At 36.6% G+C, this 19012-nt stretch carries 12 protein-coding genes; 2 read left to right on the forward strand and 10 right to left on the reverse strand.

Going from position 1 to position 19012, the window contains the following annotated elements; translation table 11 throughout:
* Nucleotides 1-42 precede the first annotated feature (42 nt).
* The 5 genes from L2586_RS16520 to L2586_RS16540 form a co-directional block, all read right to left on the reverse strand.
* Nucleotides 43-1104 carry a dipeptidase gene (locus L2586_RS16520; protein ID WP_235294038.1) on the reverse strand — a complete coding sequence of 354 codons (1062 nt, stop codon included), beginning with the start codon at nucleotides 1102-1104 and terminating at the stop codon, nucleotides 43-45.
* Nucleotides 1105-2208 carry a D-TA family PLP-dependent enzyme gene (locus L2586_RS16525; protein WP_235294039.1) on the reverse strand — a complete coding sequence of 368 codons (1104 nt, stop codon included), beginning with the start codon at nucleotides 2206-2208 and terminating at the stop codon, nucleotides 1105-1107.
* 121 nt (nucleotides 2209-2329) lie between these two features.
* Complete coding sequence (locus tag L2586_RS16530) at nucleotides 2330-2794, reverse strand: RidA family protein (protein WP_235294040.1); 465 nt, start codon at nucleotides 2792-2794, stop codon at nucleotides 2330-2332.
* A gap of 102 nt (nucleotides 2795-2896) precedes the next feature.
* Complete coding sequence (locus L2586_RS16535) at nucleotides 2897-4201, reverse strand: gluconate:H+ symporter (RefSeq protein WP_235294041.1); 1305 nt, start codon at nucleotides 4199-4201, stop codon at nucleotides 2897-2899.
* A 261-nt stretch (nucleotides 4202-4462) separates the two neighbouring features.
* The gene (locus L2586_RS16540) at nucleotides 4463-4927 is read right to left on the reverse strand and encodes a DinB family protein (RefSeq protein ID WP_235294042.1); all 465 of its coding nucleotides are present in this window, start codon (nucleotides 4925-4927) and stop codon (nucleotides 4463-4465) included.
* A gap of 414 nt (nucleotides 4928-5341) precedes the next feature.
* Between L2586_RS16540 and L2586_RS16545 the strand changes: the two genes are divergently transcribed.
* Nucleotides 5342-8584 carry a carboxypeptidase-like regulatory domain-containing protein gene (locus tag L2586_RS16545; protein ID WP_235294043.1) on the forward strand — a complete coding sequence of 1081 codons (3243 nt, stop codon included), beginning with the start codon at nucleotides 5342-5344 and terminating at the stop codon, nucleotides 8582-8584.
* Nucleotides 8585-8600: 16 nt separating this feature from the next.
* Here L2586_RS16545 and L2586_RS16550 read toward each other — a convergent pair whose 3' ends face one another.
* Nucleotides 8601-11843 (reverse strand): GEVED domain-containing protein, encoded by a 3243-nt coding sequence (locus L2586_RS16550; RefSeq protein ID WP_235294044.1) that lies wholly within the window; start codon nucleotides 11841-11843, stop codon nucleotides 8601-8603.
* Nucleotides 11844-12248: 405 nt separating this feature from the next.
* Here L2586_RS16550 and L2586_RS16555 point away from each other — a divergent pair, with 405 nt between their 5' ends.
* Nucleotides 12249-13934: a carboxypeptidase-like regulatory domain-containing protein gene (locus L2586_RS16555; RefSeq protein WP_235294045.1), complete on the forward strand. Its 1686-nt coding sequence runs from the start codon at nucleotides 12249-12251 to the stop codon at nucleotides 13932-13934.
* Between the two features lie 169 nt (nucleotides 13935-14103).
* Here L2586_RS16555 and L2586_RS16560 read toward each other — a convergent pair whose 3' ends face one another.
* From L2586_RS16560 to L2586_RS16575, 4 genes are all read right to left on the reverse strand, one after another.
* Nucleotides 14104-15069, reverse strand: coding sequence for a metal-dependent hydrolase (locus L2586_RS16560; protein ID WP_235294046.1), 966 nt, complete (start codon nucleotides 15067-15069; stop codon nucleotides 14104-14106).
* The gene (locus L2586_RS16565) at nucleotides 15069-17963 is read right to left on the reverse strand and encodes a heavy metal translocating P-type ATPase (RefSeq protein ID WP_235294047.1); all 2895 of its coding nucleotides are present in this window, start codon (nucleotides 17961-17963) and stop codon (nucleotides 15069-15071) included. Before L2586_RS16565 ends, L2586_RS16560 begins: the two co-directional genes overlap by 1 nt.
* Nucleotides 17964-18065: 102 nt before the next feature.
* Nucleotides 18066-18323, reverse strand: a complete 258-nt coding sequence (locus tag L2586_RS16570) for a heavy metal-binding domain-containing protein (RefSeq protein ID WP_235294048.1) — start codon at nucleotides 18321-18323, stop codon at nucleotides 18066-18068.
* Between the two features lie 133 nt (nucleotides 18324-18456).
* On the reverse strand, nucleotides 18457-19011 hold the full coding sequence (locus L2586_RS16575; RefSeq protein ID WP_235294049.1) for a helix-turn-helix domain-containing protein: 555 nt from the start codon (nucleotides 19009-19011) through the stop codon (nucleotides 18457-18459).
* Between the last annotated feature and the right edge of the window lies 1 nt (nucleotide 19012).

The following is a 19012-nucleotide window of genomic DNA, read 5'->3' on the forward strand; positions in this document are numbered from 1 at the left end:
TATGTTAATATTAGGAGATTATTCAAATATAGCAAAAGTGATCTATTGTAATACGGTTCTCAGCTTTTTCGTCCAATTTCCATTTAAGAATTTCAAAGTATCTTCTTCCGTATACCCTCTATTCGTAAGAATGGACGGAATATTTTGTAAGTCCGCGATCGTGTCCAAATCATGTGGGCTTTGTTCTGTACCGAAGCCTCCATCTAGATCTGTTCCCAAGCCAATATGATCTGTATTTCCCGCAATCTGACATATGTGATCTATGTGATTGACCATATCATAAAGCGTGACATTCTTTTGATCTGGAGAGGAAATTCCTCTTTCCCAATTAGGAATCATCATCCATGCATCGAGTGGCATTCCTATAACAGCATCTCGTTCTATCAAGGCTTTGATCTGATCATCAGAGAATTGTCGATTATGATCTACGATACTTCTACAGTTGCTATGACTTGCCCACACTTCACCCTTAAAATGTTTCAAAGCTTCCCAGAAACTCGTATCACAGAGATGTGTCACATCGAGTGCCATTTCTAAGTCTTCCATTTTGGCCAATAGCTCACGACCTTTATCGCCGATTCCACCTTCACTATTCGTACCATGAGCATATGTTCCTGGTCCATAATGAGCAGGTCCTATCGCGCGAAGTCCATCGGCATATAGTAAATATAAATGATCGAAACTTACAATAGAATCAGCTCCTTCTAGAGAAAGTAAATATCCGATTCCATGATGATCCCATTGACCTAAAAAATCGTCAAAACTCTCCAAGTCTTCTACCATCCACATTTCATCTTCCCTGTCCATCTGCTGATACCAAGCCAATTGGCCTTGAACAGTTGCCCAAGCTTGAGCTGGTGAATTCCACCCTCCTAAAGGATGGTCTGGTTTGGCATATCTAGCAATTAGCGTAGCAAAACAAAATCCAACATTTCCTTCTCTCATCTGAGGGAGTGAAACCATATTGTTAGACCGATCGGGCTTATCCGTCATTCCAAGTTCGCGTTGCCGAATACCCTTTACGGGCTGAGTTAAATCTCGATTCCATTGCATGGCATTCATGCTCAGGTCTAAGTGTGCGTCTATGATAAACGGTTTTTCCATCTATACCGTAATTTGTCTATTTCTTGCTGTAACTTCCCATTCATCTACTACGACACCATCTTTCACGACATATGCTTTCTGATAGCAAGCGACGGTTGGACAGATATGATAAGGAAATGCGGTCAACACTTGGCCTACTTCAAGTTCATTTTTATGCTTACATTTTATAACCAAGTGCTCTTCAGATTGACTGACCTGCTTTTCTTTGATAGAAGTTGTAAATTCTACTCGCGGTAATGGATTTTCGCTCGCAACACTTTTGTGTCCTAGATCTAGACAGAAATGATGCTTGTCTATTTGGGAAACCACTCTCGTCGCTAAGACTGCTGCTTTATTAAATGCTTGCTCTTTATATTTTTGGCTGTATCGTTCGTCCCAGAAAATCCATGTTCCCGGACTTGATTCCACATCGTGAAACCTAGAATGCACAGAGAATGTTGGACTACCTCCAGCTACGATAGTTTGCTTTCTACCGGTTTTTAATTCCAGATATTCATTGAATTGCTCGACGTCATTGAAGGCTTTCATTGCCTTTTTAATCCGTTCGGTTAGGGAGGACATAGTAATATGGCCATCATAGCAATGAATACCCTTAAGCTCTATGTTTTCAAGTTTAATGATTAATTCAGAAAGTACTTCAGCTTGCTTGACCGTTATACCCGTTCTATTATTCCCATTATTGATGTCAATGTAGACCTGAGCTGTTTCATCTGCAAGTGCGAAAGTATCGTTAAGTAACTGAATATTGTTCGCTTCATCTACAATGCTAGCAAAATTAGTATTCGGATACTTTTCAATCAATTGGAGATAACGACCAATTTTTGGACCCTGCAGAGAATAAGCAATTAGGACATCTTTTGCACCTGCCATTCCGAGCATTTCTGCTTCAGCAATGGTGGCGCATTTAAATTTATAGATTCCTGCTTCCATCTGCATCTTTGCTACTTCGAGCATCTTATGAGTCTTCACGTGAGGTCTAAAGTAGTCGACCCCTTGAGCATAAATAATGGCTTGCTGAATATTGTAATCCACCATGTCTTTATCTATTAATAAAGCAGGCGTATCTATTTCAGAAAGATCTATTTTATTCCAGTAATTACTCATATTGATTTACAATTAGTTTTTTTGAATGTGTTTATAATAGAACAATTCATTAAAGTAATATTATTCTAAAGCTAAATTAAGAAAAACATCAAGTCTGCATAATGTCTTCCGTAATGCTATTTTATTCTTTGAGAAGGAATTGTGCTTCTATTTCTACGGGAATATTATCAGGTAATGATCCCATTCCTATCGCAGATCTCACACCAACTCCCTTTTCTTGCCCCCAGATATCTCTAAAGAGTTCGCTGCAGCCATTGATAACCTTCGGGTGTTGCTGAAATTCAGGAACTGCATAGACCATTCCAAGAACCTTTACGACCTGATCGATCTGATCAAGACTTTCGAGATTGTCCTTAAGTGTTGCAATAATAGATAATCCGACCTGTCGAGCAGCCAACTTCGCCTCTTCTAAATTTAAATCTTGACCCACTTTTCCAATGATCAAACTACCATCCGTTTTGAATGGTCCATGTCCTGAAACGTAAACCATATTGCCTACTCTTAGAAACGGTTTATAGACACCCATTGGTTTCGGAGGTGGTGGAAGTGACAAGCCCAAAGAGTTGAAATTTTCTTCTGGATTCATATGTCTTGTATTTATTGATTAGTCATTTTTAATTTCACTTGTTAGTTACCATTTTTGTTTGAGATGAATGCAAAAATTGACCTAAGAAAGTTCGCCCAACTCCTAAATAAATTGATCAAGAATTAAAATCCCAATGATCCCAGTTACAGAAACAATCATTTCCATGACACTCCAGGTCTTTAAAGTATCTTTTAAAGATAAATTGAAATACTCCTTAAATAACCAGAAACCAGTATCATTCACGTGAGAAAACATAAGACTTCCAGCTCCTGTTGCAAGGACCATCAGTGCAGGATTAGCGCCAGTAAGAGGAATGAGTGGTGCTACGATTCCAGCTGCGGTCAGACCTGCAACCGTGGCTGAACCAACACAGAATCTAATCACAGAAGCAATTCCCCAAGCCAAGATCAAAGGTGAAATATTGATCTCTTGTAACATGTTTCCAATCAGAAGACTCACTTCACTGACAATTAAGATCTCTTTTAATGCACCCGCACCCGCAATAATGAACAAGATCATGGCGATATCTTTAACTGCTGAGACTAAAGATTTCGAGACGTCAGTCATGGTTTTTCCACGCCTAATGCCAAGAGTATAAATGGCGATGAGAATGGCAATAACCATGGCGATGATCGGGTCTCCTATAAAATTGATAAACTGATTATCAACGAAGAAAATATTTAATACTGCAGCTCCAGCTAAGAGCAAAACGGGCAATAATGCAGTGAATATACTTACGAACAATGAAGGCATTTCTTCTTCCGTAAATCGCTTACCACTGAATAAAGATTTCAATGGTTTGGGGTTGTATTTCTTTAACGTTCTACCGAAAATAGGACCACCGAGAATGATGGCAGGAATGGCGACGATTAATCCATATAGTAATGTCTTACCAATATCCGCTCCGTAACTTTCTACTAAAGCGGAGGGCGCAGGGTGGGGTGGAAGGTAACCATGTGTTACGCTTAATGCTGCCAGCATTGGTAGGCCAATATATAAAAGTGGTAGTTTAGTTTGTGCCGCAACAGTAAATACCAAGGGCAATAAAATGACAAATCCAACCGAATAAAACATGGGAATACCTACGATAAATCCAACAAGCACGACAGCCCATTGTATGTATTTAGTAGGGAAAAGTTGAATCAGAGAATCTGCAATTCTTTGAGCTGCTCCACTATCCGCGACAAGTTTGCCTAGCATAGCACCACAACCCAAGATTATAACTAGAAAGCCTAGGGTATTTCCGATTCCATTCTTAACAGCTTGAGTCACTTCAGTAACCGGAATCTCGAATGCGATTCCTATACCTATAGAAACAATTATAAATGAAAGAAAGGTGTTCAGTTTGAAAACTGCAATCAAAAGTAAAAGGATAATTATTCCTCCGAAGACTATAGCTAATTCCATTTGGTTATCTAGTTGATAAAACAAAATACAATTTTTTATATAATCAAAACCTAAATATGAAATCTAACTATTGGTTTGTATTTCGATCTATTCCTTTGTGTTTTCTGCTAAAGAAGTTCATGGACGTATTGAATTAGCACAAGAAATTTATCTGGATCCAGGTTCTAATAGAAATTTACTCAGAATGTTGAAATCGATAGCACCTTCTTACAGGATGTTATTAGAACTTTCTAGATCATGTTCCATCGATAAAAGTAGGGACTAGACAAATTTCTTTATAGCAATACAAGTTCCTAAGTGCATCGCTTCATGAAGGGTATTAAAGTGAATGGCCTCTTCCACATTTGTCAAAGTCATGTTAAAAGAGGTCGTGTAGATTTTATATTCCTGAAAAAGTTCTTCCTGAAGATCATTTTCTAAGTCATCTAACGTGCTTCCAGCCAGGTAAAGCAACTCATCTATTTCATTCTGATTGACTCTTTCCGTAGGTTTAGAACCTTTGCGATAATTTTTCACCATATCGTTTTCGGTGTACATTTTAATGCCACTAAAACCGTAAATAAGTAGTTGTTGTGTGACAATTACGTGTCCGAAATTCCAAATTAGATTATTAGAAAACCCAGTTGGTATTTTATTAAGTTGGTCAATGTTATGAGCCTTAATAAGGTTTACCGTGTTTTGACGAGTTATTCTAAGAAGTTGTAATTGAGTCTTTAAATCTTTCATTGGTCATTCATCTTTGAGGCCACAATGTAAGTATTCTGATCGATTAGATTTATAATACATTGAGTTTTTAACTAACTTTATATGATAACGACCATTTTATAGAAAGGGTTACTTATCGGTTTTATCTTGGGTTTTATCAATGAGTGAAAAGGTATAAATTTAACTATTAAACTGATGAAACGTGAAGCATTATAAAAGATATAGGTAGGATTTTACATTGTGGTTCGTGTTAATTATTTTATAATTGTCAATGTAAAATTCACTTAAAGATTATTTCTTATTTTCTTTGGAGAGCACGGGTCTTGAAACTGAATTATAAGAGAGGAAGGCCATTTTTTTAGTCATATTCATTCCTTTTTCTAATGAATGGTGATCATTACAATAATTATGAGTACGAAGTATTATTGATTAAATATGAATGATAATTTCACTATGAAGCATTTCTATAATCTTTTCTTTTTAATTGCTTGCTTGCCAGTTATTTGTATTGGTCAGTCTTTCGAAGGGAAAATTATAGATGCTGAAAGTGGCGCGCCTATTTCTTTTGTCAATGTGATGTTTCAAAAAAGTAACAGAGGGACTACTTCGAATGAAAATGGTCAGTTTAAAATTCTAGTACGTGATATAGATATTAAGGATACCATTCTAATTAGTCACATCGGATATCAAACAAGAAAGTATGCCGTTTCTGACTTTGATCATCAATTTAAAAATATAAAACTAGAATTTTTAGGATACGATCTGCCCACAGTTACCATTAGTGATTTAACTGCTAAAAACATGGTTTTGCAAGCACTTAATTCAATTAAGCAGAATAATCCGCAAAAGAAATCATTAATAACAGGCTTCTACAATGAAGAATTAATTCACGAAGATAGTACCGTATTTACCTATGGTGAAGGCTTCCTGGAAACCATAAAACATAAGTATGATAATAAGCCTAGATTATCTAAGAATATCATTAATGAAAGTGACGGAAAGACAAGATTAGTAGATGGATTCTTTGAAGTATTTCATAAATACAGCTTCTTAGATGGTTCTAATCAATATTCATTTCCTAATATTACAGAAGGTGGAAATATTCCAAGATTACTCGATCTGCTGAAAAGTCCCATGAGTTTCTTATTAAAAGAGCGCTTAGATCTGTACGAATGGGAATACTCAGGAATAACATTTGATGGAGATCGAATTGCGACGATAATTTCATTCCAACCAATAAATAGCAAAGGTATTTACAAAGGTGAAATTATCATTGATGATGATTCGAAAGCCATTCTAGCTTCAAAATTCAGTATAGATGAGCAGAGCCTTAATGAGTATAACAAGAAGGATAAATTAGTCAATCTATTATCTCGTGATTTTAAAGTAGAATATAAAAAGACAGGAGATTATTACACCCTCCAAAAAGTTAATGCGAAGTCTATATTTGAACATAAGTATTCAAAGGAAATTTTCCATAACAAGATCAATTTTACAACAACAGATAGGGACTTTAATACCAAGAAAACCATCGAGGAAGATGAAGTTATTTTAGCTAATGTAGCCATGAGTAATTATGCTGGGGCGAGCACTGATTCGTGGAGAAATTCAAATTCAATTCAACGTTCTGCTTCGATCCAGAAAGCACTTGATATAGCAACTAAGCGGAATTTTATCCCCCAATTTTATATAAAGGAGAAAGTCGGGGAAGATAGTATAGAATGGGTGCCAGTGGATTCTGATATATACAAGTCCCTATCAAGGTTAGAGATAAGTTTAGAGCAATTAGAAGAATTTCCTCAATTAGAATGGCATGAAATCCAAAGTATGCTTCTGGATTTTATTATAAATGTTAAAAGTAAAGATGAATTAGTTAGAGTTGAAAAAGTATTGCTTCATTATAAGAATAAGGCTAGAATTTTTGAATGGCTTGATTTAAAAGCAGTCGCGCTGTATAGAAAAGGAGATGAGTCCAATGCAATAAAGATGATGAAGAAAATTAAGGAGGTTGCATCGGAACAGGATGTAGAGTATACGAGTGTCATCGAATTGATTCTAATGGATTCCGAATCTAGTCAATCAGAAAATCATTTCATACAAGGCAAAATCGTAAACGCTCTTGATAGTTCTCCCATTGCGTCAGCCTATGTCAGGTTTAGCAATGATAACTCAATGTCGTTATCGAATGAAGATGGTTTGATCAATGTTTTAATCGAGAATCAGGATGATAACGATACCATGATGATAAGCAAAATTGGTTATGAAACGAAGAAGATATCGATCTCTGATATCGGGACTGAATTAGGAACGATTCCACTTAACTTTCTAGGATACGACTTACCATTGGAAGATAATATTGAGAATAATGCATTAGAAACTGTCAAAACTGCCCTTAAAAGCATTGAATTAAATTATGCCCAAGTAAATCACTTGGCTAAGGGTTTCTATAAAGAAGCAATGAAAAAAGTAGATGGTGAGATTTTTGATTATGCAGAAGGTAGAGTTGAAATTATTACGAATAGCTATCAGAAAAACCCATCAGAATATTCAGTGTATCCTCCAGATTATGAGACGGGAATTAGAGTAATAGGCGGATTTTATGAGGTATTTTACAAATACTTTGTTAAAGATAGTGATGGTTTATATTCCATGCCTGACATCATGAAAGGGGGAAATGTTCCGCAGATTAATGACCTCTTAAATAGCGAGGAGAGTTTTTTATTAAAAAGTAGTCTGAAAAATTACGAATGGGAGTTTAAAGGAAAAACGTTTAATGAAAATAAAGAAGCAACGATCATAACTTTTTACCCTAAAAATGAATTCGGTTATTATAACGGTGAGATTGTGATCGAAGATGAAAGTAATACCATTCTATCAGCGAAATACGTACTTTCTGGAAAGTTGCTTGCCGAAATGAATGAGGAAGATTATTGGGTAGACCTACTTTCTAGAGCATTTCAAGTAGATTATCAGCACACTACTAATGGTTATATACTTAGTAGATATAGTGTTTTATCTACCTTTAAGCATAAGTTCTCTGGAGAAATATTTAATTATAGTTTGGATTATGTTACGACGGATGTTGATTTTAATACAAATGAAAAAATAACGTTTGATGATAGATTGGAAAGTGCCAAGAAGTTACCATCGTATAAAGGAAAGGTGTCGGATTTTTATAAGAAATATGCGGTAATTAAACGCTCTGATAAAGTGCAAGAAGCATTGGATCAAGCGATAATCAATAGATCTAAGAATTTAAAGAGTACAATCATTTATGCTAAACTTGATAGCCAAAATTTAATTCTTGATTATGGCAATCTCAGACCAGAAAAAGTAATTGATGCAGAATCAGTTTTATCTGAACTAGAATCAGCACCTGCTGAGGATTGGCGGAAGGTTCGAGGGGCTTTGTTAACTCTGATTCTTGAGGCGAAGAGTCCACAAGAAATAGAGCGGTTAGGGTTAATATTATTAAAATACAGAACGACAGCAATCTCTTATGAGTGGTTAGATCTTCGAGCGCTGATTCTTTATAAACAAGGTAAAGTTCAAAAGGCTTTTATAGAACAGCAAGAAATAATAAAAGATGCTACGAATCATGGCATAAAATATCGATCTGCACTGCAACAATTTAAAGATGAAATTGAAGGCGAGCGTTTACCTAGAATAGATAGATAATTTTTGAAAAGAAGCTCTATTCTCCTTTTATCTGAACATTTTCTTTGACCACTAAAGTACCATCATTTAAAATCTGGGTAGCATCTAAATCTTGACCTGGATTCTTATAGAAAAATACATTTTCCAAGGTAAGATTGCCTCGATTCCATATCGCACCTCCTTCATTATTCGTCCCGCTAATAATATAAAGCCCCTTTATAGAAATGTTCTTAAAAACATTGGCCAGAAAAACCCTTCCTACACTTTCCCCATAAATGGTAATATTATCAGAAAGCTCGGCATCAATGGTAAGATCTTTATTGATAACGATAACTTGAGATGTTATTCCTATTGTACTGCCCGCTAAGTCTGGATGAAAACTAATTGTTGCTCCATTCTCAGCACAATCTATCGCTTCCCGAAGTGATCCACTTCCGGAATCATTGGTGTTGGTTACCAATTTGCAATCTGCAGAAATAACCTGGATTACAAAATCCTCAGTCTCTCCATTCGAATAAACATCACATGCACCGAGGTCGGTATTCGCATGATAGCGATGCATACTAATTCTCATTTTCTTATTCCCTGGACTTGTATTAATGTCAATGGGAATGTCAAATTGCTGAACAGTTGAATTCGGTGAGCTGGAAATAACTCGCTCTGACTGATCCCAGTTCCCATCATCATTTAAATCTATCCAGGCATACCAAACTACATTATTGACATCATCTAGAAATCCAGGCGTTAGAGTAATGCTCATGACCTCACCTGCAATAATACTGGTACTTTGCTCACATGACCAATCATAGTATCCGCCATTCCAACCCGAAAAATAATTATCGCTACCAATTAACACCTTATCAATCCAATATCTCCATACGGATTGTGGATCAGTAGGACAGTAGGTTGACAACACGGTAGTGCTGAAACTTGAGTTCTGATATTCGCTAGTTTCATTACCACATTCAACTTTTATTCGCATAGTGTATGCTGTACATGGCTCCAGTCCTATTATGTTATATGGAGAAGTAGGATTCGGAATGATGGTCCAGTTGGCTTCATGTTCTCCCTTATATTCAAGGGTGAAATCTGAGCCGCTGGCGTGTTCCCAATAGATTTTAGCCGACTGATTATCGATTCCTGCTGCATAAAAGTTGTTGGACTTCGGGCAAGCATTGTTGCTGGATATTTCGATCATATTGGCACCTTGACCATTAGAAATACCGATTAATCGATGATCATCGATAAAAATCATGCTTTTCATAACGCCTCCGAATCCTTCAAAACTTAACGGTTCCCAATTCATGTTAGGTTTTTTGACAAATAGCTTTTGTGTACGCTGACCAGAAACCCAGAGTTTTTCTATAACGACCAATGTGCCGTTCGGGCTTGCAGCGATCATGTCAGAAATGTTAGTTGGTGAAGGAATAGTTGACCAAGTTCCATTATCCCACTTGTAAATCAGGTTGTTAGATATGGTCATGTAAAGAATTCCAGGATTGCTTGGGTCAACGATCATCTGATTGATGGTCGTATTTCCGGCTGGATGCGGTATTAACGTCCATGATGCATCAGACCAAGAACGATAATACATTTTGTCATTTTTGAAGGTATAAAACACATCGTTACCGTCTTTGATCAATCTATTAAAAGACTCCCATTGTTTAAAAATTCCAGCTTGGGTAATTCCTTGATCCCACGCTTCCCATGTAGAGCCACCATTAAGAGAACGATAGATTTGATTAGGAAGCCCATTTTGATGAACTCCGACCACAACATGGTTGGGATTAGTATCGAGGATTTGTAAATCTTGGAGGACGATGGATCCGGTAAAGAAATTGGTAGTCATGGGCGAAAACCAACTCGCACCACCATTCGTGGTTTTTCTTAGCTGCCCAGTATTATCAAACTTTTTCCCTACGGTATAGCCAATGTCTGGGTTGGATTTAGCATACCTAGTTGAGGCACTATAATGCAATAATAAACCTTTGTAATCCATATCGGAACCACCATTTTGGGTGAAATATTCACCAACATCGGCAACGTTAATCACAAATTTTTCCACATCAATCGGGTGGGGGCAAGCCCTAAGCGTCACCATAATATGAATGCCTTCAGCGACCCAAGTCCAATCCCATGCTGCATTGTTTTGGAAATCTAATGGGTTAACTTGAGAACAGATTGAAGTTGCTGCATCTTCAGTTTTGAAGACACCATCCATAAAGGCGGTAGCGGGATTCAGTGGGTGGAAATATATTCCTGCCATTGAATTTCCGTGACCTGGTTTAAAATTAGTATCGGCGTAATCGGGGAAAATTAATCGTTGAAAATTACTTCCACCAGTGTATTTTACTTGGTTGTAATTCGCACCACCGTCTAATGTTTCTACTAGTCCATTGTTGTTGAATCCATGGTATGCACCGAAATACCAACGGCCACTTTGACTTGGATGTGCTCTGAGGTAGTAGTCGTAACTAGCATTAAAAGGCTTTGTTATAGGTGAAAGTTGTTCAGTAGTTAGGTCGTAAACATTAATTCCTTCTTCCCTTGACAAAATAATCTTGTTTGGATTAGCGTCAAAATCGAAAGCAACCACATTTTCATTATGAATTTGATCAAGTACTCCAGTAGCTGTGTTATATCTCCAAAGTCCTTTTTGGCTGGTCGCGATATTGTTTTCTTCAACAATGGCTGCTGATATAAAGATCAAGTCGGGGTTTTGAGGATGAAATTTAACGGAAGTGATCCAAGCTTTTTCGAAGGTTGCGGCATGAACTGCTGTCCACGATGTTCCTCCGTCTGTACTTTTGTGAAAACCACTACTTGCTGTCCAATTCCCATTTTCAAAGCACGTCTGACCACCAACATAAAGCTTCGATGATTGACTAGGATGAATGATCAATGTTTCATCGCTCCATCGATAAGCTCCATTTCCAGAAAAATTACTTGGATTGGTGATGCGATTCCAAGTAGTACCTCCGTCAGTGGTTTTAAAAATACTCGAGCCATTAATTGCAGGTGCGTTTCCACTGCAATAATACATCGTATTCGGATTGTTGGCATCAATGGCAAAATTTCTTGCCGTAAAGTTGTGTGGGTTATCTTTAGGGATATTAAGGCTAAAACTCTTCCAAGAATTACCGCCGTCTGTAGATTTATTCAATCCAGCTACATCAGTGCGATTAAATATGATGTTGGGATCTGTAGGGTGAAAAATTAATCCAGTCACTTTTCCACCACCGTGCATTTCAAGTGGGTTCCAAGTTTGGGCGTTAGACATAGAAATTAGACTTAGACAGAAGATTATAAAAAGAAATCTCATGAACGTTGGGTATAAATGTAAAGTTTAAGTGATTGTTAAGTTAGGTTGTTAAAACCATTCATTATCAGTTGAATAGGTAAAAGAATGGAATTAAGGGTTTAATTGCTTGTAAAATGCAGGTTTTAACACTTTATTGTCGGCTATGTCAATGTTTGCAGCATCCATTTCTATGAATGATTTAAGGAATGGATAGGTAGGAAATTTTGATCTGTAGGAATACTTGGAGTTAGTAAATCAAATTTATAGAATGATTGATTGATTTGTCAGGAATGCATTAATGTTTTCTTAAATATTCTAAAAAGGAATCTTTTCGATGTTATTAATTATAAATTGAAGTAAAAAAAATAGCAATACTGGATTACGATGAAAATTAGAATTCACCTTATTATCCTTTTTATATTTTCTTCAAATTTAGGCTTGGGGCAGTTGTTTCATGGATCTATTATTGATGCCGGAAGTGCTCAGCCTGTAGCTTTCTCGAATATTGTATTTCAAGAAAGCCTTAGAGGAACCATGTCGAATGAAATGGGTGAATTTATCATGTTAGTAGATGAATCAGAGTTAACAGATACGCTTTTATTTTCTAATTTAGGGTATGCAAATCTGAAAATTGCTTATAAGGACATCATTGAGGAAAATGAAATTGTCAAACTCCATAAGCTATCGAATAATCAGAATAAGAGAATTATTGGTGAGAAATCAGCAAAAGCAATTGTGAAAAAGGCATTGGATGGCATTGTATTTAATTACCCTCAAGAAAACCACTTGCTTACTGGTTTTTATAATGAAAAAATGGAGCATGAAGATGGTAGAATTTTTTATTATTGTGAGGGTGTCACAGAAGAGCTAAAGGACAAGTATTGGAAAAATCCAAGCCTTTTTTATTCGCAAAATTTTAGATTGAAGGAAGGGAAGAGAATAATAGATGGTTTTTACGAAACTTTTTATGGGTTCAAAGTGGAAGAAAGTGAGAATGTTTATAGAAACCCAGTTGACATAATTGGTGGGTTGAAACCTTTCCATAATGATGTCTTAAAGATGTACAATAGCTTTTTAATCAAAGAATATATAAAGCATTATAATTGGAAATTATCTGGTATTACTCTGCATAAAAATCGCTTAGCAAACATCATTACTTTTACACCAAAAAATAAAAAAGCTTTATATAAAGGTGAAATTTTTATAGACGCAAAGAATTATGCCATTTTGTATTCTAAATTTGAATTAGCTGATCACTTACTTTCAAATATTAACAAAGAGAATTATTGGTTTGAATTTAAATCGATGGTTATTGAGGTAGATTATAGAAAAGTAAATTTTGTACATATTTTAGGAAGTGTAAAAATACGTACAACTTATCAACAAAAAATTACTGGGGAAACTTTTAATTCCTGCATGAATTATGTTACTACAAACTGTTCCTTTAAGAATGAAGACATCATCAATTTCACCGATGGACCTGTAATTCGCAATAACGATTATCCAATTAATGAAGATCGAATCGTCAAGTTTTCAGAAGGAATTTATTATGTGGAAAAAAAGAATCTTGTTTATACAGGAGAAGGTTCAAATTACTGGAATAATCATAATACTATCCAGAGAGCAGATAGAGTGCAACAGGCTTTAAATCATTCATTAGGAAATAGGAAGCAAAATATACAGCCAATTCAGATGTATGTTAGTTTAGAGAGTTCAACGCCTGTAATTGATTATGGTCAAATCTATTCAGAGAAAGTTGTGGATTTTTATAAAACACTCAGTCATTTAGATTCGTCTCTGACCAAGGATTGGAGGAAAGACCGAGGAATACTATTAAGTTTAATTCTTGAAGCTACAGATTCGAACGATTTAGATAGGGTAAGAGAAGTGCTAAAATCTTATCGTCAGAATGCGATCACATACGAATGGGAAGATCTGCAATCATTAATATTGTTTAAAAAAGGAAGTGAACAAAAAGCATTAAGTGAACAACAAAATATAACGCTAGCAGCGGGCATTAGAGGTATACTTTATCGGACAACACTGCAAATTTATAGGGATAAGCTGTAACAATTTCATAGCCTGACCTCCAGTCAGATGCTATGAATATTGTGGGTTATTGTTAGGAATTCATCAATCAAAATCAGAATTTAATCTGACACTTTTGCTATTGTTTCAACCTACAATGATAGGCTCCTTAAAGGTGATACTATCACGTGGAGTTGAACCATTTTACATTCTATTCTCTAGAATGCATATTAGATTCCAAAGTATAGCTTCCATCTTTTAATGCCTTAATTTCATAGTAAAAAGCAGTTGGCGCAATGTAACCATCCACTTCTCGCGGTCCTTGCGTATCCACTTGTAGATTGTAGAATCTAATTCTTCCTTGATATTCAGCAACAGCATAATTCCCCTTAGCAAACCAAATTAAGCGATCGACAAGATGCTGATCTAATCCATCCAATAAATTTGATTGCCGCGGGATTTTGACAAGGGAAGGCAACTCTTTATAATAGGAATATTCTCCAAGATAAAGTGTATCTCCAGAGGTAACTATTGTTCGCCAATTCAAATTACCGATTCCTATCGGAACACTTAAAATCTGATCTGCATTTACCGCTATTTCTTCAAGTTGTTTATCAACCTGAAGTTCTACATTTCGCTTGTTTGCCAATGTGAAAAGCAAATAGGATGTGCTGATGATGAGCCCAAGAATATTTGCATACCTTCGTTTCTTCGAGCTATTTTTAAATAAGGTAATCGATAGAATTGTTCCTATAACTAATGACAGCGTATAAATAGGATCAACAACATTAACACTATCAAAACCCACCCTTAAGTTACTGAAAGGACTAAATAATTGAGTTCCATAAGTTGTAAATGCATCTAGTAATCCATGGGTAAACAAACACAGAAAACTAAAGCCAATCAATTTCCACACCCGCACATCGTGAAAGAATTTCATCCTCGAAAGCAGATATCCAACCAGCAAAGCTGCTATTATACTAAATAAGATTGAGTGACTGAAACCTCTATGCACATTCATTTTTGTGAACGTATCAAAGAATGGACTCAGCAGCACATCTAAGTCTGGTATCGTCGCAATTAAACCGCCAGCTAATGCTGCTTTGCTCCCTTTTTGCCTACCTAAACTGGCTTCTCCGATCGCTGCACCTAATGCAAATTGTGTAACACTATCCACTAATCTATGGATTGATTTCTCAACCGCAACGCATTTCCGATTACAGATACTGAACTGAAACTCATAGCTAGTGCTGCAATCATTGGACTAAGTAAAATCCCGAAAAAAGGAAACAATATTCCGGCGGCAATAGGTATTCCTATTGTGTTATACCCTAATGCAAAAAACAAATTTTGCTTAATATTACGCATTACTGCATGACTCAGATTCTTTGCTTTTACAATGCCTTGAAGATCGCCTTTTACTAAAGTAATCGAGGCACTTTCTATCGCAACATCCGTTCCTGTTCCCATCGCAATTCCCACATCAGCTTGTGCTAGGGCAGGAGCATCGTTTATTCCGTCTCCAGCCATGGCAACTATTTTGCCTTCAGATTGCAATTTCTTAACCTCTTCTAATTTGTTCTCGGGAAGCATACTAGCCTTGAAATCTGCTAGTCCAAGCTCACCTGCTACTGCTTTTGCCGTATCTTCGTTGTCGCCAGTTAACATGATCACCTTAATTCCCGATTCTTGAAGTTTTTTTACGGCATTAGCGCTGCTTTGCTTGATTTTGTCTCCGATAACTACAAAGCCTACAGCCACTCCATCGATGGATAAATAAGAAACCGTTTTACCTTGTGATTGATAAGCTTGTGCTTTAGAATGGAAATCCGCAGTGATATTACCGATCAATTTTGCATTTCCCAATTTTATGTCATGGTCATTGATTATGCCTTCTACTCCTTTTCCGGAAACATTATTGAATTGGCTAGCTTTTAACATTTTCACTCCTTTCTCCTTTCCGTATTTAACCGTTGCTTCAGCTAGAGGATGTTCACTCATTTGATTAAGGGAGGCAATGTATTGAAGCACTTCTTGATCCGAATATTGATTACTAACAGAGACCACTTGTTCCACCGTTGGCCTGCCTTCTGTTAACGTCCCTGTTTTGTCCACAATCAAGATGTTAACGGTATCCATTTTCTCTAATGCTTCTGCATTTTTAATCAGCACACCATTTTGAGCTCCTTTTCCCACGCCTACCATGACTGACATTGGCGTCGCAAGACCTAATGCACAAGGACAAGCAATAATCAAAACAGCAATGGCATTAACCAAAGCAAATACATATGCTGGATCAGGTCCCCAGATTGCCCAAATGATAAAGGTCAAAATTGAAATGATAACTACAGTCGGAACAAAATAACTGGAGACTTTGTCGGCAAGATTCTGAATAGGTGCTCGACTCCGACTAGCATCATTGACCATCCCTATGATCTGAGAAAGTAACGTTTCAGATCCTATTTTTTCAGCCTTCATTAAAAAGGACTGATTCCCATTGATCGTACCGCTGCTAACTTTAGCGCCAGTTTCTTTGTCTACTGGAATGGGTTCTCCAGAAATCATGGATTCGTCAATGGTGGAATGTCCTTCCGTTATTACACCATCTACTGGAACTTTATCTCCTGGCTTTACTCTAAGAATATCGCCCTTTACAATTTGATCAATCTTAACTTCAACTTCCTCTCCATTGACAAGCTTTATGGCTTTATTCGGCGCTAATTTTAGCAATGCTTTAATAGCACCATTAGTTTTGGAGTGGGCTCGAGCTTCTAACAATTGACCTAATAATACTAATGTCAATATAACAGTAGCTGCCTCGAAATACACATGGACAGAACCAGAATCACTTCTGAATTGAGCTGGGAAAAAACCGGGAAATAATAATCCGAATAAACTAAACGTCCATGCAACACCTGCACCGATTCCGATTAAGGTAAACATATTCAAGTTCCAAGTGAGAACACTTCTATATGCTCTTTCGAAAAACATCCAAGTAGCATAAAAAACAACTGGAATGGAAAGTGCAAATTGCACCCAATTCCAATATTTCTGATCCATTAAATTATAAAGTGGATTGTTTGGTATCATCTCACTCATCGATATCAAAAATACAGGTAGCGTAAAGGCAACTGCTAACCAGAATTTTTTAGCTAACTTATTGTAAGTCTTTTCTTCAGCGGAAAGATCTGCTTCCATTGGGACTAAATCCATTCCACAGATGGGGCACGAGCCAGGTTCATCTTTTATGATTTCGGGATGCATCGGGCAGGTATACTGAGTTTCCTGAGACAAGCTTAGGTTTTGTTCTTCTACCAGATCCATTCCACATACGGGGCAATCTCCTGGCTTGTCGTAAGTTTTATCACCTTCGCAGTGCATCGGACAGTAAAATGTTCCATTCCCATTTACAGGTTTTGCAGAAAGTTCTTGCTTTTCAGAAGTAGGAGCCACATATCCTGGTAGATGAATAGTATACCTATCACCTATCTCTTTTAATGCTTTTTCGAAGTTCTCAAGTGGAATATGACTGTCCATTTCAATGATGGCTTCAGATTTTTCGAGGTCTACTGATGCTTTGGAGACGCCACTCACTTCTGAAAGTGCGGATTCCACATGACTTCTGCAACCATTACAAGTCATTCCTTCAATATGGTAATTATGCTTCATGCTACCAGACTGAGATTCCTGTGTAGAATTAAGATTTTGATCTTTTACTAGATGCATCCCACATACCGGGCAATCTCCTGCTTGGTCGTAAGTTTTATCACCTTCACAATGCATCGGACAGTAAAAGGTCCCATTTTTATTCTTCAGTTCTTGTGTTACTTCATCTTGTTTACTGTCTTGAGGCTGATGAACAGGTAGATGAATAGTATACCGTCCTCCTATATCTTGTAAAGCTTTTTCGAAGTGATCAAGTGGAATGTGCTTATCCATTTCAATGATGGCTTTAGATTTTTCAAGGTCCACAGATGCTTTTGAAACGCCACTTACATCTGAAAGTGCACTTTCCACATGACTTCTACATCCATTGCAAGTCATTCCTTCGATATGATAAGTATGTTTCATTTTTTATAGTTTTGAAGTAAGTGATTCTTTTAGGTCAATGTGCACCGTGAGAAACAAGAATCAAATCATTGACTTGATTCTCAGAGTATCTAAAGTAATTATCTAGTGATTATGTCCTTCGTGACTGTCGTGACTGTCATTTTTCTTGTAATCCATACCACAAACGGGGCATTTTCCAGGCTCATCACTTCCACTTCCTTCGCAATGCATTGGACAAATGTACGCTGATGTGTATTCTTTGCCCATTTGCTCCGTTTTATCTGCATCTGAACCTGATTTAGTTGAATTGCCACATGAACCTAGTGCTAAACTGAACACCATAATACTCATGGCAACTAAAAGCATTTTTATATCTTTCATTTTTGATATTATTTATTAGTGTTATCATTTAAACAACAAAGTTCGTCAATTGGGTTTATATAGAAGATAAAATAAATTGACTTTGCTTGCTTATTAATTGATTATTTATGCCATTCCTGAAACAATTGATATTTCATATTGATTCAAGCGACTTCCTGCTTCCTGGATTTTTCTTAAACTCACTTGGGGACACGCCTTCAATTTTTTTAAACTGCCTGGAAAAATGAGCATTGCTGACATAGCCAAGTTTGTAGGCTACTTCAGAAATATTATTTTCTGGATAGCTTAACCATTCCTTTGCCTTCTCTATCCTTAATTGAATATTATATTGCTCTATCGTCTGTCCTTCTTCATGGGAAAAGAGCCTGCTAAGATGTGAATAATCATAATTCATTGCCTTCGTTAAATAATCAGATATTTTTAAATTTTCGTCCACTGCTTGATCATACAGAGCGACTAAATTCGATTTAATCTGATTCACAATGATGGAAGATTTATCAAGGATCAATTCGAAACCAAGTTTCTCTAATTTAAGTGCTAATGCTTTAGAATTCGGATCAGAAATTGGCGCAGCCAAAGTCACTTCACCCAGTTTAATATCAGAAAAAGAAATTGCTTCCGCTTCCAATGCTTGCTCAACAGACAGAATACACCGATCACACACCATATTTTTTATGTAGATTTTCATA

It is taken from the genome of Portibacter lacus, from assembly GCF_021533215.1.
In the GTDB taxonomy this organism is placed as follows: domain Bacteria; phylum Bacteroidota; class Bacteroidia; order Chitinophagales; family Saprospiraceae; genus Portibacter; species Portibacter lacus.

Excerpts from the sequence above, each read along its gene's own strand:
- L2586_RS16520 (WP_235294038.1), bottom strand. The coding sequence starts at position 1,104 with ATGGAAAAACCGTTTATCATAGACGCACACTTAGACCTGAGCATGAAT.
- L2586_RS16525 (WP_235294039.1), bottom strand. The coding sequence starts at position 2,208 with ATGAGTAATTACTGGAATAAAATAGATCTTTCTGAAATAGATACGCCT.
- L2586_RS16530 (WP_235294040.1), bottom strand. The coding sequence starts at position 2,794 with ATGAATCCAGAAGAAAATTTCAACTCTTTGGGCTTGTCACTTCCACCA.
- L2586_RS16535 (WP_235294041.1), bottom strand. The coding sequence starts at position 4,201 with ATGGAATTAGCTATAGTCTTCGGAGGAATAATTATCCTTTTACTTTTG.
- L2586_RS16540 (WP_235294042.1), bottom strand. The coding sequence starts at position 4,927 with ATGAAAGATTTAAAGACTCAATTACAACTTCTTAGAATAACTCGTCAA.
- L2586_RS16545 (WP_235294043.1), top strand. The coding sequence starts at position 5,342 with ATGAATGATAATTTCACTATGAAGCATTTCTATAATCTTTTCTTTTTA.
- L2586_RS16550 (WP_235294044.1), bottom strand. The coding sequence starts at position 11,843 with ATGTCTAACGCCCAAACTTGGAACCCACTTGAAATGCACGGTGGTGGA.
- L2586_RS16555 (WP_235294045.1), top strand. The coding sequence starts at position 12,249 with ATGAAAATTAGAATTCACCTTATTATCCTTTTTATATTTTCTTCAAAT.
- L2586_RS16565 (WP_235294047.1), bottom strand. The coding sequence starts at position 17,963 with ATGAAACATACTTATCATATCGAAGGAATGACTTGCAATGGATGTAGA.
- L2586_RS16570 (WP_235294048.1), bottom strand. The coding sequence starts at position 18,323 with ATGAAAGATATAAAAATGCTTTTAGTTGCCATGAGTATTATGGTGTTC.
- L2586_RS16575 (WP_235294049.1), bottom strand. The coding sequence starts at position 19,011 with ATGAAAATCTACATAAAAAATATGGTGTGTGATCGGTGTATTCTGTCT.